At 54.7% G+C, this 13676-nt stretch carries 11 protein-coding genes; 4 read left to right on the top strand and 7 right to left on the bottom strand.

Annotated elements, in window-relative coordinates; genetic code table 11:
• Window positions 1-24 precede the first annotated feature (24 nt).
• The 5 genes from J9880_RS02740 to sbcD all read right to left on the bottom strand — a co-directional run bounded on the left by J9880_RS02740 (window position 25) and on the right by sbcD (window position 7355).
• Complete coding sequence (locus tag J9880_RS02740; protein ID WP_229920935.1) at window positions 25-846, bottom strand: ABC transporter ATP-binding protein; 822 nt, start codon at window positions 844-846, stop codon at window positions 25-27.
• Window positions 843-1607 (bottom strand): ABC transporter permease, encoded by a 765-nt coding sequence (locus tag J9880_RS02735; protein ID WP_095924916.1) that lies wholly within the window; start codon window positions 1605-1607, stop codon window positions 843-845. Before J9880_RS02735 ends, J9880_RS02740 begins: the two co-directional genes overlap by 4 nt.
• Window positions 1608-1618: 11 nt before the next feature.
• On the bottom strand, window positions 1619-2632 hold the full coding sequence (locus J9880_RS02730) for an ABC transporter substrate-binding protein (protein ID WP_119826815.1): 1014 nt from the start codon (window positions 2630-2632) through the stop codon (window positions 1619-1621).
• A 239-nt stretch (window positions 2633-2871) separates the two neighbouring features.
• Window positions 2872-6120, bottom strand: a complete 3249-nt coding sequence (sbcC, locus tag J9880_RS02725; RefSeq protein WP_232770043.1) for an exonuclease subunit SbcC — start codon at window positions 6118-6120, stop codon at window positions 2872-2874.
• Window positions 6117-7355, bottom strand: coding sequence for an exonuclease subunit SbcD (gene sbcD, locus J9880_RS02720; RefSeq protein WP_095924919.1), 1239 nt, complete (start codon window positions 7353-7355; stop codon window positions 6117-6119). Before sbcD ends, sbcC begins: the two co-directional genes overlap by 4 nt.
• Before the next feature lie 238 nt (window positions 7356-7593).
• Here sbcD and phoB point away from each other — a divergent pair, with 238 nt between their 5' ends.
• Both phoB and phoR read left to right on the top strand, forming a co-directional pair.
• Complete coding sequence (gene phoB / locus J9880_RS02715; protein ID WP_013576682.1) at window positions 7594-8283, top strand: phosphate response regulator transcription factor PhoB; 690 nt, start codon at window positions 7594-7596, stop codon at window positions 8281-8283.
• Window positions 8284-8305: 22 nt separating this feature from the next.
• Complete coding sequence (gene phoR / locus J9880_RS02710) at window positions 8306-9625, top strand: phosphate regulon sensor histidine kinase PhoR (protein ID WP_095924920.1); 1320 nt, start codon at window positions 8306-8308, stop codon at window positions 9623-9625.
• A 33-nt stretch (window positions 9626-9658) separates the two neighbouring features.
• Here the strand turns inward: phoR and J9880_RS02705 are convergent, their stop codons facing one another.
• Together J9880_RS02705 and J9880_RS02700 are read right to left on the bottom strand one after the other, a co-directional pair.
• Complete coding sequence (locus J9880_RS02705) at window positions 9659-9991, bottom strand: helix-turn-helix domain-containing protein (RefSeq protein WP_095924921.1); 333 nt, start codon at window positions 9989-9991, stop codon at window positions 9659-9661.
• A complete protein-coding gene (locus tag J9880_RS02700) occupies window positions 9984-10379 on the bottom strand; it encodes a type II toxin-antitoxin system RelE/ParE family toxin (RefSeq protein WP_095924922.1) in 396 nt (131 codons plus the stop codon). The genes J9880_RS02705 and J9880_RS02700 overlap by 8 nt, the downstream gene beginning before the upstream one ends.
• A 273-nt stretch (window positions 10380-10652) precedes the next feature.
• Between J9880_RS02700 and J9880_RS02695 the strand changes: the two genes are divergently transcribed.
• A complete protein-coding gene (locus J9880_RS02695) occupies window positions 10653-11756 on the top strand; it encodes a cobalamin-independent methionine synthase II family protein (RefSeq protein WP_133822750.1) in 1104 nt (367 codons plus the stop codon).
• Window positions 11757-12200: 444 nt separating this feature from the next.
• Window positions 12201-13520, top strand: coding sequence for a branched-chain amino acid transport system II carrier protein (gene brnQ, locus J9880_RS02690; protein ID WP_095924924.1), 1320 nt, complete (start codon window positions 12201-12203; stop codon window positions 13518-13520).
• The last annotated feature ends 156 nt before the right edge of the window (window positions 13521-13676 follow it).

Here is a 13676-nt window from a genome sequence, read left to right as displayed (position 1 = left end):
CTGATCTCATTCCTCGCGTCACCGTTAAAGCGCCATCTCCCGTTTAAACACCTCCAGCGTATGCGCCTTCACGCGGATAAATTCCGGATGGCTCATGATTTCTGAACCACGCGGACGTGGCAGATCGAACGGCACGATTTCTGCGATCTGCGTCGGCCGCCGCGTCAGCAGTAAAATCTCATCCGCCAGAAACACCGCATCTTCCAGATCGTGCGAGACAATCAGCATGGTGACGCCGGTCGCCAGCTGCACTTCCTGCAATTTATCGCGGATAAACAAGGTCATTTCGAAATCCAGCGCCGAGAAAGGTTCGTCGAGGAACATCACTTCCGGCCGCGTTGCCAGCGCACGCATGATGCACACGGTTTGCTGCTGGCCGCCGGAAAGCTCGTACGGATAGCGTTTCAGATCGAAGCGGATATCAAACATCTGCGTCAGTTCCTCCACCCGCGCATTCACATCCGCTTTGCTCATGCCGTGGCGGATCAGCGGGTAGGCGATGTTGGCGCGTGCGCTCATCCACGGAAACAGCGCGTCGCGGTAGTTCTGGAATACGTAGCCGATGGTGGTCTGTGCCAGCGTTTTTCCGTCAAACAGAATGTCGCCTTTATCGACCGGGATCAGCCCGGCGATCATGTTCATCAGGGTCGATTTTCCGCAGCCGTTCGGCCCGAAAATCGATACGATTTTGCCACGCGGCAGATCCAGATTCAGATCGGTGTACAGCGGCTGTCCGGCAAATGCCTTGCTCAGCCCGCGGATCGTTACATGGGTGTCGGGGCGGGTGGCGTATTGCGGCAACTGCGGGCCTTTATAATCCGGGTTCAGCGAGAGAGGTTGCGTCATGCTTTGCTACTCCAGTGGACGGTTTTTTTCTCGATCAGCAAAAAGGCCAGATTAAGCAGGTAACCCAGCGCGCCGGTGATCAGGATCGAGGCGTACATGTCTTTGATATTGAACACCTGCTGGGCATCAATGATCCGGTGGCCGAGGCCGGTTTCGGATCCGATAAACATTTCGGCGACGATGACGATCACCAGCGCTATCGACACGCCGGTACGCAAACCGACAAACGTCTGCGCCAGACTTTCCATCAGCATGATGTCTTTGAAAATATGCCAGCGGGAAATCCCCATCACTCTGGCCGCCATCAGGCGGGTTTTTTTGGCATTCATCACGCCGTAGGCGCTGTTAAACAAGATCACCAGCACGGCGGCAAAGGCGGCGATAGCGATTTTGTTGGCATCGGTGATGCCGAAAATCAGCATAAACAGCGGGATCAGTGCCGACGAGGGAGTAGAGCGAAAGAAGTCGATGAGGAATTCCAGACTGCGGTAAACCTTTTCGTTACTGCCTAAGATCACGCCGAGCGGCACGCCGATCACCGCCGCAAAGGCAAAGGACACCAGCGTGCGGTAGAGGGTTGCGCCGATGTCAGTGCGCATGGACGCATCCGAAAACGACTGAAACATGTAGCCGATTGTCTCGACGGGCGAGGGCAGAAGCACCGGGTTCAGCCATTTTGCGCTGACGGCCAGTTGCCAGAATAAAAACAGCAATACCGGACCGACCAGCGGCAGTAACCTTGAAGACCAGCGTGAAGTCATCCTGTTTCTCCTTATCCCTGATAAATCAGCGAGGCGACATCTACCGGCTTGCTGAAGATTTTTCTTTCGGTAAAGACGTCATAAAACTTCTGGAACCATTGCAGGTTGTCGCCTTTTAAATCGGGATACATCACAAAGCCCGGCAGCGGCACTTCCTTCACCAGCGCCGGTTCAATGCTGGTGTAACCGGCGACGTTTTCGCGGGCTTTGTCAGGCTGTGCGGCGATGAACTCCACGGCTTTCTGATAAGCAGCAATAAACTTTTTGGTTTGTTCCGGTTTGTCCGCGATAAAGCTGGCGTTCAGTGCCGCCGCGCCGCCAAACCACGGGGCGTCGGCATTGCCGAGCACGTATTTAGAAATCACGCCGGTTTCCAGCGTGCGGGAAAGATGCTTCATGCGCCCGACCGTGCCGGTCGGTTCCAGCGTATAGACGCCGTCAATTTGTCCGGCCGCCAGCGCCGGAGCGTGCTGGCCGACCGGCAGTTCGATCACCGACGGGTGAGTGAAGCCATTTTTCTCCAGAATAATTTTTGCCATGGTGACGTTCTGGATCCCCGGACCGCAGGCGATTTTCTTGCCTTTCAGGTCACTGATGGCGCTGGCTGTGCTGTTCAGCGGCACCAGAAATTCATCCAGCACCAGCTTATGGTTGGAGGGGTTGGAGCAGATAATTTTGAACAGCCCCGGTGAGGTGATGGCCCCCAGCCCCAGCGCGCCGGTTGCCGTGCCGTTGGCGCAGCCGTGGATCCTGCCGGTGATCATCCCCTCGACAATTTGCTGGGCGCTGGCGAATTTAACGCCTTTCACATTCAGTCCGGCTTGTTTAAAAAAGCCCTGTTCCAGCGCCACATACAGCGGTAAACCGCCGACAATCGGCCAGTAACCGATGCGGATCTCATCGTCTTCGGCGGCAAAGACGGACGTCGGGATCATTCCGCCAAGGGTGGACACTCCGCCGGTAATGGCGAGCCATTTCATCAGCTGGCGACGTTTTTTATCAACTTCAGGTTTGATGTTTTTCATTGGCGGTTCCCTAAGCGGTTATGAGGACGTTGCAACTTGTACTGCAACTTGTATACATAACGTTAAGCACAGGGCGTGCCAGTTCATTCCGGCAGCGGGAATAAACGTAAATTCAGCAGGTTGGGGAAAAAGCGCGCACTGAACTGGTGCGATTTTTGTGCACGCTTTCACAAAAAGGATCCACCGCAGGGCAGGCGGCTAGCAATTTATCTAGCAACCTGCCCGGCGGTGGCGGGGGATCAGACTTTAAATTCACTGCTCAGGCGGCTGACGCCCAGACCGTTCACTTTGGTGACTTTGATCTGCACCGGAATACGGTCTTTCATCGCCTCGACATGGCTGATCACGCCGATGGTTTTACCTGAGGCATTCAGACTGTCGAGGGCATCCAGCGCGGTATCCAGCGTGTCGGCATCGAGCGTGCCGAACCCTTCGTCAAGGAACAGCGAGTCGATGCGGGTTTTATCACTGACCAGATCTGACAGTGCCAGCGCCAGTGCCAGACTGACCAGGAAACTTTCGCCGCCGGATAACGTGCGGGTGTCGCGCACCGCGTCCGCCTGCCAGGTATCGACCACCTGCAACTCCAGCGCATCGCTGGTTTTACGCTGCAACAGATACCGGCCATGCAGTTTTTCCAGCTGACGGTTGGCCAGATACACCAGATGATCGAGCGTCAGACCCTGCGCAAATTTACGGAATTTCGCGCCATCGCTGGAGCCAATCATCTGATTGAGATAGCCCCAGTCATCACAGGTCAGCTGCGCCTGCGCAATCTGAGCAATCAGCGCCTGTTGTCCGCTGTGACGCTGTTTGTCGCTTTCCAGCTGATTCTTCACTTCACCCAGACGTTGCTGTAAGGCTTTCAGCTGTTGTGCCAGCTCCGCCTGTTGCGCGGTCAGCGCGTGAAGATCGCTGCCGGCCTCACTGAGATGCGAGGGGCGGGCAAGCCGCTGTTTTTCCAGCATGTCTTTGGCGTCGACCAGCAAGGCCTGCGCCTGCGCCAGTTGTTGTTGCAGATGTTCTTTACGTTGCTGAAGCTGCTGACGTAACGCGTCATCCAGCAACGCCTGTTTTACGGCGTCCTCATCCGCAAAGCCGCTGGCGCCGAGCGCCTGTTGCCACGCCTGTTCCGCCTGCGTCAGACGTGCCAGCGCCTGCTGCTGTTGCTGCTGCGTACTGGCGAGCTGACCGGCAAGCTGATCACGCTGTTCCTGTGCCTTTTGCAGCGCGGTCTGAGCATCGCTGACGGCCTTTTCTGCCGCCTGCTGTTGCTGATGTAAGTGCCCGCGTACCTGCGCCACCTGACGATCGCCGAACAGTTCGTGACGTCTGGCGTTCAGTTCCGCCAGTGATTTTTCACCCTCAGCGCACTGTTTTTGCAGCTTCGCGAGATGTTCCTGGGATTTCGCCTGCGTCTCTTCCAGCCGTGTGAAACGTTCAGTCAGCAACGCGCTTTGCTGCTGCACTTTCTGCTGTGCGTTCAGGGCATCATTCAGGGCATCTTTGGCCTGTTGCAGCGCCCGTGCCAGCTGTTCGTGCTGGCTGATCAGCGTCTGTGACTGCTGCTCTTCGTCGTCGCGTGCGGTCAGCCATTGCGTGATGTCAGCGGTGTCATGCAGCGTGAAGGTCAGATTCAGCGATTCGCTGAGCTGCTGCCAGTGTGCGGTATGCGCATTCAGTTGCTGCTGATCCTGTTCCAGCTGGCTTTGCAGGCGGGTTTGCTGCTCTTTCAGGCTTTTGATTTTTGCTGCCAGTTCGATGCCGCTGGCTTTCGCCGCATCAAACTCCAGCTGCATTTTCTCGACGCGCAGCGCCGTTTCAGAAGGTTTGACCTCCTGATAATGTTCAATTGCCGGATGCGATGTCGAGCCGCACAGCGGACAGGCCTGGCCGCTTTGCAGGCTGGCGCGTTCGGCTTCGAGGCTGACGATCAGCATTTCCTGTTTATGCAGGGTTTTGACGTCGTTGAGATGGTCCAGCTGTTTCTGACATTGCAGACGGATGGCGCCCAGACGCTGTTCTTCTTCAGCCAGTTGCGTCTGGTACTGAGCGGCATCGTTGTGCTGTTGCAGCACCCGCTGGTTCAGTTGCGGGAAAATTTGCATCAGCGAGAACAGCTGCTGACGCACCGGGCGCAGCTGGATGAGTTCAGTCTGCCTTTGCTGCAATGCCGCCCGCGGGTGCTGTTTTTCCAGCGCCGCCTGTCGTTGTTGTGCGCTGTTCAGCGCGTCGGTCAGTGCGGTCTGGCGGGTCTGATGCTGACGGCTTTCTTCGTCCAGTTTCTGGCGTTCTGCCGTGATTTGCACCAGCGCCGCGTGCTGTTCAGCGACCTGTTTCTGTGCGTCACCGGCCGACTGCTGCATTTCAGCCAGCGATTTACGCAGCAGGGCGATGTCGCCATCCAGCGGCAGGATCTTTTCCTCGATCAGCGTCTGCATCTGGCGCTGTGCTTGCGCCTGTGTCTGCCGCGCCGTTTGTGCCTGTTCTTCCGCCTGTTTCAGCGGCGTCAGCTGCGCAATCTGCTGTTCCTGCTGCTGCGTCAGTTGTGTCAGCCATTGCTGAAGGCGTTGCGATTCGTCCTGACAACGCTGGCGATCCACGAGTAACGGACGCAGTTTTTCTGCCGGTTCACTGCGCGCCAGTTGCTGTAACTGCGGCGCGGCGGCCAGATTTTCCTGTTCTGCGGCGGTGAGTTGTTGCTGAGACTGCTGCTGTTTTTGCTGTGCCTGTTGCCACTGTTGCAGCCAGTTCAGATCCTGCTGGCGCTGGTGTGCCTGCTGACTGAGGCTGATTTCCTGCGCGTTCAGTTCAGCAAGTTGCGCCTCCAGCGTCTGGCGCTGTTCTTCGCTGAGCAGTTCGATACCCGCCATGCGCTGATGCAGGCCGTCGAGGGTAATGCGCGCTTCTTTATGTTGCTCAAACACACGCTCAGACAGCAGTCCGTAAATTTCGGTGCCGGTCAGTTCTTCCAGCAGTTCGGCGCGGTCGTTGGCATCTGCATTCAGGAACGCGGCGAACTGCCCCTGAGACAACATCATCGATTTGGTGAAACGGCCAAAATCCAGTCCGGTCAGTGAAGCGATGGTGTCGAGTTTGTCGCGCACTTTATCGGCCAGAATTTTGCCGTCGGCCAGCAATGCCAGCTCCACTTTCGGTGCCTGCAGGTTGCCGTCCGGCGAGTTTTTGGCGCGGCGCTGGCTCCAGAATGCGCGGTAACCCACGCCTTTGACTTCAAACTCCACCTCCGCCAGCGATTCGGCGGTGTGGCGGGTCATCAGTTCGTTCTGGCTTGGCGTGATGTTCAGACGCGGCGTCTGGTGATACAGCGCCAGACAAATAGCATCGAGCAGGGTGGTTTTCCCCGCGCCGGTCGGGCCGGTAATGGCGAACAATCCGTTACTGGCAAAAGGTTCGGCGGTGAAGTCAATTTTCCATTCGCCTTCCAGCGAATTCAGGTTTTTTAAACGCAGGCTGAGAATTTTCATTGTGCGCTGTCCTCCGCGTTCTGACCGCTGGTCACCTGTTCAACCACCTGCGCAAATAAGGTACGCATCCGCGCCTGACGCGGTTCATCGGGATCGGGTTCCAGCGCCAGCCGCCGTTCAAAGACATCGCCGACGCTCAGTTCGCTGAGGGTTTCTTTTTCCTGCTGCTCAATGCGGTTGATGCGCTGTTCTTTACTGCGGCGTAACAGCACCACTTCTACCGGCAAATCTGCCGTCAGCGCCTGGATACGTCGCTGAATATCGCTGAGATAATCCTGCGTGGAGACTTCAATATCCAGCCAGACGGGTTTTGCCGGATCGCCGCCTTCGAACTGTGTCAGTTGCTTTTCAATCTCCGCCAGCGAGCCTTTGATGATCTGCATCGGCTGGAAAACGGGGATTTCCAGCGTCTCGATGGCGTTGAGTGTCGCACCCTCGAAATCAAGCAGGTAGACGCTTTTGGCCTTGCTCAGTTCATCAAAACTCAGGGCAATCGGCGAACCGCTGTAGCGGATATGGTCGGTTTTGGCGACGCACTGCGCGCGGTGAATATGGCCGAGTGCCACATAATCGACCGGCGGGAAAGCCTGTGCCGGAAACGCATCGAGCGTGCCTATATAGATGTCGCGCACCGAATCGGAGGTGCTGACGCCGACGGTGGTCAGATGGCCGGTGGCAATCACCGGCAGCGGTACGCCCAGTTCATCGCGTTTCGCCTGCGCGGCCTGCCACAGCGCGTCATAATGGGCGGCAATGGCTTCCTGTAATGCCAGCTGTTTGTCGCTGCCGGATTGTCCGGCCTGGCTGGCGAGCAAATCACGCGGACGTAAAAACGGAATGGCACACAGCACCGCGCCGGGCGTTCCGTCTCGCTGACGGAGCACTAAAATCTGTTCCGCCAGGTTTTCACCCACGGTGGCAATCACCCGGGTATTCAGACAGGAAAGCAGTTCGCGGGATTCGTTGAGCGTGGCGACAGAATCGTGATTACCGGCCAGCACCACCAGCTGGCAGCCGGTTTGTTGTAATTCCACCACGAAGCGGTTATACAATTCGCGGGCATAACTGGGCGGTGATCCGGTATCGAAAATATCCCCCGCGACAATCACGGCATCGACCTGATGTTGCTGCACCTGACCGGTCAGCCAGCGCAAAAATGCCTGATGTTCGGCAGCGCGGCTTTTGGTAAAAAAGTACTGGCCGAGGTGCCAGTCTGACGTGTGGATCAGGCGCATGAGACTCCCGTATGGATCCTGGATGACAACGATAGGGCAAAGTATAAACGTCGGCGGGGGACGCTGTCCCCGATAAATCAGACCAATTTCAGCAAGATGGCCGCTAAATAGAAGAAATGTCTCTGTCATATTTGACTGTAATGAACCATCCTTTCTATTCATAAATCTGTCACAAAACTGACGCATAATGGCGCCCGCAATCAAATAAAAGATCGCTAACCTATTGGCAGGACCTACGATGGCTAGACGTATATTGGTGGTTGAAGACGAAGCTCCAATCCGTGAAATGGTGTGTTTTGTACTGGAACAGAATGGCTATCAGGCAGTAGAAGCTGAGGATTTTGATTCAGCGATCGGGCAGCTTGTTGAACCTTACCCTGAACTGATCCTGCTCGACTGGATGTTACCCGGCGGTTCCGGTATTCAGTTTATTAAACACCTGAAACGTGAAGCCCTGACCCGCGAAATCCCGGTGATGATGCTGACCGCGCGCGGTGAAGAAGAAGATCGGGTGCGCGGCCTCGAAGTCGGTGCCGATGATTACATCACCAAACCGTTTTCACCGAAAGAACTGGTTGCCCGCATTAAAGCCGTGATGCGCCGCATCTCGCCAATGGCGGTAGAAGAAGTGATCGACATGCAGGGTTTAAGCCTGGATCCGTCGTCTCACCGTGTGATGGCCAACGAGCAGGCGCTCGATATGGGGCCGACAGAATTTAAATTATTACACTTCTTTATGACGCACTCCGAACGTGTTTACAGCCGCGAGCAGTTGCTGAATAACGTCTGGGGCACTAACGTTTATGTGGAAGATCGCACGGTTGACGTGCATATTCGTCGTTTGCGTAAGGCGCTGGAAACCAGTGGACATGACAGAATGATCCAGACTGTTCGCGGTACCGGATACCGTTTTTCAACGCGTTATTGAGCCCTCACAGCGGAGAATCTGTGTGCTAGAACGTTTGTCATGGAAACGGCTGGCAGGTGAATTTTTTCTCTTTTGCCTGCCCGCGTTAATCCTCGGTATCTTCGTCGGCCATTTTGGCTGGCTCCTCTTTGTGTCGCTGATGGCGGCACTGGGCTGGAATTATTACAACCAGCTGAAACTTTCTCACTGGCTGTGGCTCGACCGCAGCATTACCCCGCCGAATGGCCGCTGGAGCTGGGAGCCGCTGTTTTACGGGCTGAACCAGATGCAGATGCGTAACCGGCGTCGCCGTCGCGAATTAGGCCAGCTCATCAAGCGTTTTCGCAGCGGTGCCGAATCGTTGCCGGACGCCGTGGTGCTCACGACCGAAGAAGGCAATATTTTCTGGTGTAACGGACTGGCTCAGGATTTGCTCGGTTTCCGCTGGCCGGAAGATAACGGCCAGCACATCTTTAACCTGCTGCGTTATCCGGAATTCCGGCTGTGGATCCAGACCCGCGATTTCAGCCGTGCCCTGAATCTGCAACTCAATAATGAGCATTACGTCGAGTTTCGCGTCATGCCCTATTCCGAAGGGCAACTGCTGATGGTGGCGCGCGACGTCACGCAGATGCGCCAGCTCGAAGGCGCACGGCGTAACTTTTTCGCCAACGTCAGTCATGAACTGCGAACCCCGCTGACGGTATTGCAGGGTTATCTGGAAATGATGGAAGACGCCAAGCTGGAAGAACCGTTTCGCAGCAAAGCGCTGGATACCATGCAGGAACAGACGCGGCGGATGGACGGGCTGGTGAAACAGCTGCTGACGCTGTCGAAAATTGAAGCCTCAGCGAATATCGATTTGCACGAGAAAGTCGATATTCCGCTGATGCTCGGCATGCTGGAACGTGAAGTGCAAACGCTCAGCAACGGCAGGCATGACGTGGTGTTCCGGGTAAACGACAAGCTGAAAGTGTTCGGCAACGAAGATCAGCTGCGCAGCGCGGTGTCGAACCTGGTGTATAACGCGGTCAACCACACGCCAGCCGGTACCCGGATTGAAGTCAGCTGGCAACAAACGCCGCACGGCGCGCAGTTCCAGATAAGCGACAACGGACCGGGTATTGCACCGCAACATCTGCCGCGCCTGACGGAACGTTTCTACCGCGTCGATAAAGCCCGCTCACGCCAGACCGGCGGCAGCGGCCTCGGACTGGCGATCGTCAAACATGCGCTCAGCCATCATCACGCCAAACTGGAAGTGATGAGTGAAGTCGGCACCGGAACCCGCTTTATATTTACGCTGGCACCGAAGTTGATTGTTCCTGAGGAACAGACCACGCAAAGCGATGTGAAAGGATAAACCACCACGCCACAGCACTCGCTGTGGCTTCTTCTAGCAGATGATCTGCAAACCTTTTTCTTCGATCAGCATCAGTAAGATCAGAGCCGCACCGGTGGGTTTGGTTTCATCCCGCTCCCATTTTTGAATGCTGTTAGCCGACATATTGATGAGTCTGGCCAGTACACCCTGACTGATTTTTTCTTTTTCCCGCAGCGCACGAATACGTTCAGCTGAACTTTCGGCAAAGGCTTTCAATCTCTCTTCCTGCATGGCTTCATCAACAATTTTGTTAATTTCGCGCATCGTGGTTTGGGTTACCACGCCAGATGAATCATGGAAGCGTTGAGCCATCCGCTGCATTTTTAGCAAACGTTCATCAACCATTAGAAATCACCTCTTTAATTAATCCATTTCGAAGTTCTGTTTCGAGTTGAAGCTCTGTGAAGTTGAGCAAATCTCTAGCAATTGCTTTATATAAAGACAGAAGTTTGTCGGGAATTTCATTGCCTTTCTTGCGGACACTATTTTTCAGCCACCCGTCGATATAAAAGATCTTATCTTCAAAACGAAAAGCGATGACTGCACGACCAAAGCCTGACTTCGATCTTCCTGAAGGCGCGATTCTCTTCTTGTAAACGTTGCCGGACAAATCCGCATCAAAAAGTCCGTTTGCCAGCTCATGCGCAGACTTGAGGATATCCTTTTCCGACAGTTTGCTGGCGTTCATGAAATCGTGAAAATCCTCTGTAACGAAAATACGTAAACAGTTCATGCTATCGTCCCTGGTAAAAATAACTATAGTATTTATTACCACAGATCGCAATGGGACAAATATTGTCCAGCATCATGAAACATCGCGAAGCGATCATGAATTTTATTCACGTCCCATGAAGATTCCTCTGTTGCCCCTGAACATTCTGCATGACAATATCGGTTTAAAGACGTTTAGACATCCAGATGTCTACATATAACGCCGCGTAATTATTTACTTTGTAAATCATTCGTATTCCGCCATTAGAAGCGGGGTGCCTAAAAGGAGTCATGCATGCAACGTACAACCCCTCCGTTCCGCGCCGATGTCGTCGGCAGTTTCCTGCGCCCTGCGGCGATTAAAGAAGCGCGTAAGCAGTTCCAGGCCGGTGAGATTGATGCCGCCCAGCTGCGTGCGGTGGAAGACACTGAAATCCGCCGTGTGGTGGATTTACAACGAGAAGCGGGTCTGCAAGTGGTCACTGACGGTGAGTTCCGCCGTGCGTGGTGGCACTTTGATTTCTTCGAAGGGCTGGAAGGGGTGGAAGGTTACGACGCAGTGCAGGGCATCCAGTTCAACGGCGTTCAGACCAAAGCGCGCAGCATCAAAGTGGTCAGCAAACTCGGTTTCGGTTCACATCCGATGCTGGAAGATTTCCGCTTCCTGAAAAGCATCAGCGGAACGGCCGTGCCGAAAATGACCATTCCAAGCCCGAGCGTGATGCATTTCCGCGGTGGTCGTAATGCCATCAGCAAAGAGGTGTACCCGGATCTGAAAGATTATTTTGACGATCTGGCACAGGTTTACCGTGATGCGATTAAGGCGTTTTACGATGCCGGTTGTCGCTATCTGCAACTCGATGACACCGTCTGGGCTTATCTGTGTTCTGAAGATCAGAAGAAACAAATCCGCGAGCGTGGCGATTCTCCGGAAGAGTTAGCACGCACTTACGCGGATGTGCTGAACAAAGCCATCGCCGGTAAACCGGATGATCTGGTGATTGGTCTGCATGTGTGCCGTGGCAACTTCCGTTCCACCTGGATTTCAGAAGGCGGCTATGAGCCGGTCGCGGAGATCCTGTTTGGCGGCGTGAACATTGATGCCTTCTTCCTGGAATATGACAATGAGCGTTCCGGGGGCTTCGAGCCACTGCGTTTCATTAAGAAGGGGCATCAGCAGGCAGTTCTGGGTCTGATCACCACCAAATCCGGTGAGCTTGAACTGGCAAAAACAGTGGAAGCCCGTCTGGCAGAAGCGGCCGAATATCTGGATATCAACCAGATTTGCCTCAGCCCGCAATGTGGCTTTGCGTCAACGGAAGAGGGTAACAGCCTGACCGAAGCGCAACAGTGGGAAAAACTGAAACTGGTGGTCGATATCGCTGCCCGCGTCTGGTAAATATCTCGCCGGCAAATTACCGGCTTGGTAAATATTCTGAATATTGTGCGTGAAATGACCTTCTGGTGGTGATTTCACGCATTTTTCATCTCATCGGAGCATATCTTGTGCTCTGTTAGCGCAAAAATCATACATATCATATGGCGCGTTTTTCGCTGTATTTAGTGAATATTACTGCTTTCCATTCTTAATCTGGTCGAAGACTCTGCTTTTTGGATCACGGCTTGCCTTTATACGCTATAAAAGATTACCTTAGCCTCCGCTGTCGCTCGATACTCCCTGCATAACAACGTAATCATCTGCATATCATCAGGCGTTTTTAGCTCACTTCGATCCTCACATTGGTGCTCTCTGGCTTTTTCAGGCCATTCATCCTTTTGACGAAGTAGCACGACGACAGCATCGGACACTTTATTCATTTGAACAGGCAACACGACACCAATCATGAGTACTCGTTTAACAAATAAAGATATTCTGGCGTTAGGTTTCATGACCTTCGCCTTATTCGTCGGGGCCGGAAATATCATTTTCCCGCCTATGGTTGGCTTGCAGGCAGGTCATGACGTCTGGTGGGCAGCCGCCGGATTTATGATCACTGCGGTCGGACTCCCGGTGATGACGGTAATTGCACTGGCGCGCGTTGGCGGCGGTGTGGATGCCCTGAGTACGCCGATTGGTCGTGGTGCCGGTATTCTTCTGGCCACCGTGTGTTATCTGGCTGTCGGCCCGCTGTTTGCCACGCCACGTACTGCGACGGTTTCCTTTGAAGTGGGTATCGCGCCGATGACCGGTGACGGCCCGCTGCCTCTGCTGATTTACAGCGTGATTTACTTCTCTCTGGTGATCGGCATTTCCCTGTATCCGGGCCGTCTGCTCGATACCGTCGGCCATTTCCTGGCTCCGCTGAAAATGGTGGCGCTGGGTGCGCTGGGTATCGCGGCTGTGCTGTGGCCTGCCGGTTCGCCGATGCCTGCGGTTGACGCTTACCAGACGGTGCCGTTCTCCAGCGGGTTTGTGAACGGCTATCTGACCATGGATACGCTGGGTGCGCTGGTGTTTGGTATCGTTATCGTTAATGCCGCGCGTTCCCGTGGAGTGTCTGACGCCAAACTGCTGACCCGTTATACGGTGCTGGCCGGGCTGATTGCCGGTCTGGGGCTGATGCTGGTTTATCTGAGCCTGTTCAAGCTCGGCGAAAACAGTGCTTCACTGGTGCCTGACGCGACCAACGGGGCGGTTATTTTGCATGCCTATGTGGCGCATACTTTCGGTGGTGTGGGCAGTTTCTTCCTCGGTGCGCTGATCTTCATCGCCTGTATGGTCACGGCTGTGGGCCTGACCTGCGCCTGTGCGGAGTTCTTTGCTCAGTATCTGCCGCTGTCTTACAAGTCACTGGTCTTCATTCTGGGTCTGTTCTCCATGCTGGTGTCCAACCTGGGTCTGAGCCATCTGATTGCGATTTCTGTACCGGTGCTGACGGCGATTTATCCGCCATGTATCGCGCTGGTCGTGCTGAGCTTCACCCTGCGCTGGTGGAACAGCACCACGCGTATCGTGGCGCCGGTGATGGTCGTGAGTCTGGTGTTCGGCATTGTTGACGGTATCAAGGCCTCTGCTTTTGCTGACCTGATGCCAGCCTGGACTGCGAACCTGCCACTGGCTGCGCAAGGTCTTGCCTGGTTACCACCGTCATTATTAATGCTGGTACTGGTCGGGATTTATGACAAAATCAGCGGCCCGCGCAGCGTTACCGCGCACCAATGATCATCGGGTGAATGTTCGAAGACATAAAAGCATGATCGTCTGACGAATGTTTCGCCAATCAGGCCACGGAGACCCCTTCCGTGGCTTTTTCATTGGCAGGCTAAAAGTCATTTTTTAGAATACGATTTTTGAAAGTTAAAAAAACAATACGGGTCA

It is taken from the genome of Rahnella victoriana (assembly GCF_021276285.1).
Lineage (GTDB): Bacteria > Pseudomonadota > Gammaproteobacteria > Enterobacterales > Enterobacteriaceae > Rahnella > Rahnella victoriana.
The sequence above is the reverse complement of the archived record's forward strand: the minus strand, read 5'-3'. Positions and strand labels throughout refer to the sequence as shown.

Bases quoted from the DNA above. Each gene is read 5' to 3' on its own strand.
- sbcC (WP_232770043.1), bottom strand. From the start codon at position 6,120: ATGAAAATTCTCAGCCTGCGTTTAAAAAACCTGAATTCGCTGGAAGGC.
- J9880_RS02740 (WP_229920935.1), bottom strand. From the start codon at position 846: ATGACGCAACCTCTCTCGCTGAACCCGGATTATAAAGGCCCGCAGTTG.
- J9880_RS02700 (WP_095924922.1), bottom strand. From the start codon at position 10,379: ATGAACTGTTTACGTATTTTCGTTACAGAGGATTTTCACGATTTCATG.
- J9880_RS02730 (WP_119826815.1), bottom strand. From the start codon at position 2,632: ATGAAAAACATCAAACCTGAAGTTGATAAAAAACGTCGCCAGCTGATG.
- J9880_RS02705 (WP_095924921.1), bottom strand. From the start codon at position 9,991: ATGGTTGATGAACGTTTGCTAAAAATGCAGCGGATGGCTCAACGCTTC.
- phoB (WP_013576682.1), top strand. From the start codon at position 7,594: ATGGCTAGACGTATATTGGTGGTTGAAGACGAAGCTCCAATCCGTGAA.
- J9880_RS02735 (WP_095924916.1), bottom strand. From the start codon at position 1,607: ATGACTTCACGCTGGTCTTCAAGGTTACTGCCGCTGGTCGGTCCGGTA.
- J9880_RS02695 (WP_133822750.1), top strand. From the start codon at position 10,653: ATGCAACGTACAACCCCTCCGTTCCGCGCCGATGTCGTCGGCAGTTTC.
- brnQ (WP_095924924.1), top strand. From the start codon at position 12,201: ATGAGTACTCGTTTAACAAATAAAGATATTCTGGCGTTAGGTTTCATG.
- sbcD (WP_095924919.1), bottom strand. From the start codon at position 7,355: ATGCGCCTGATCCACACGTCAGACTGGCACCTCGGCCAGTACTTTTTT.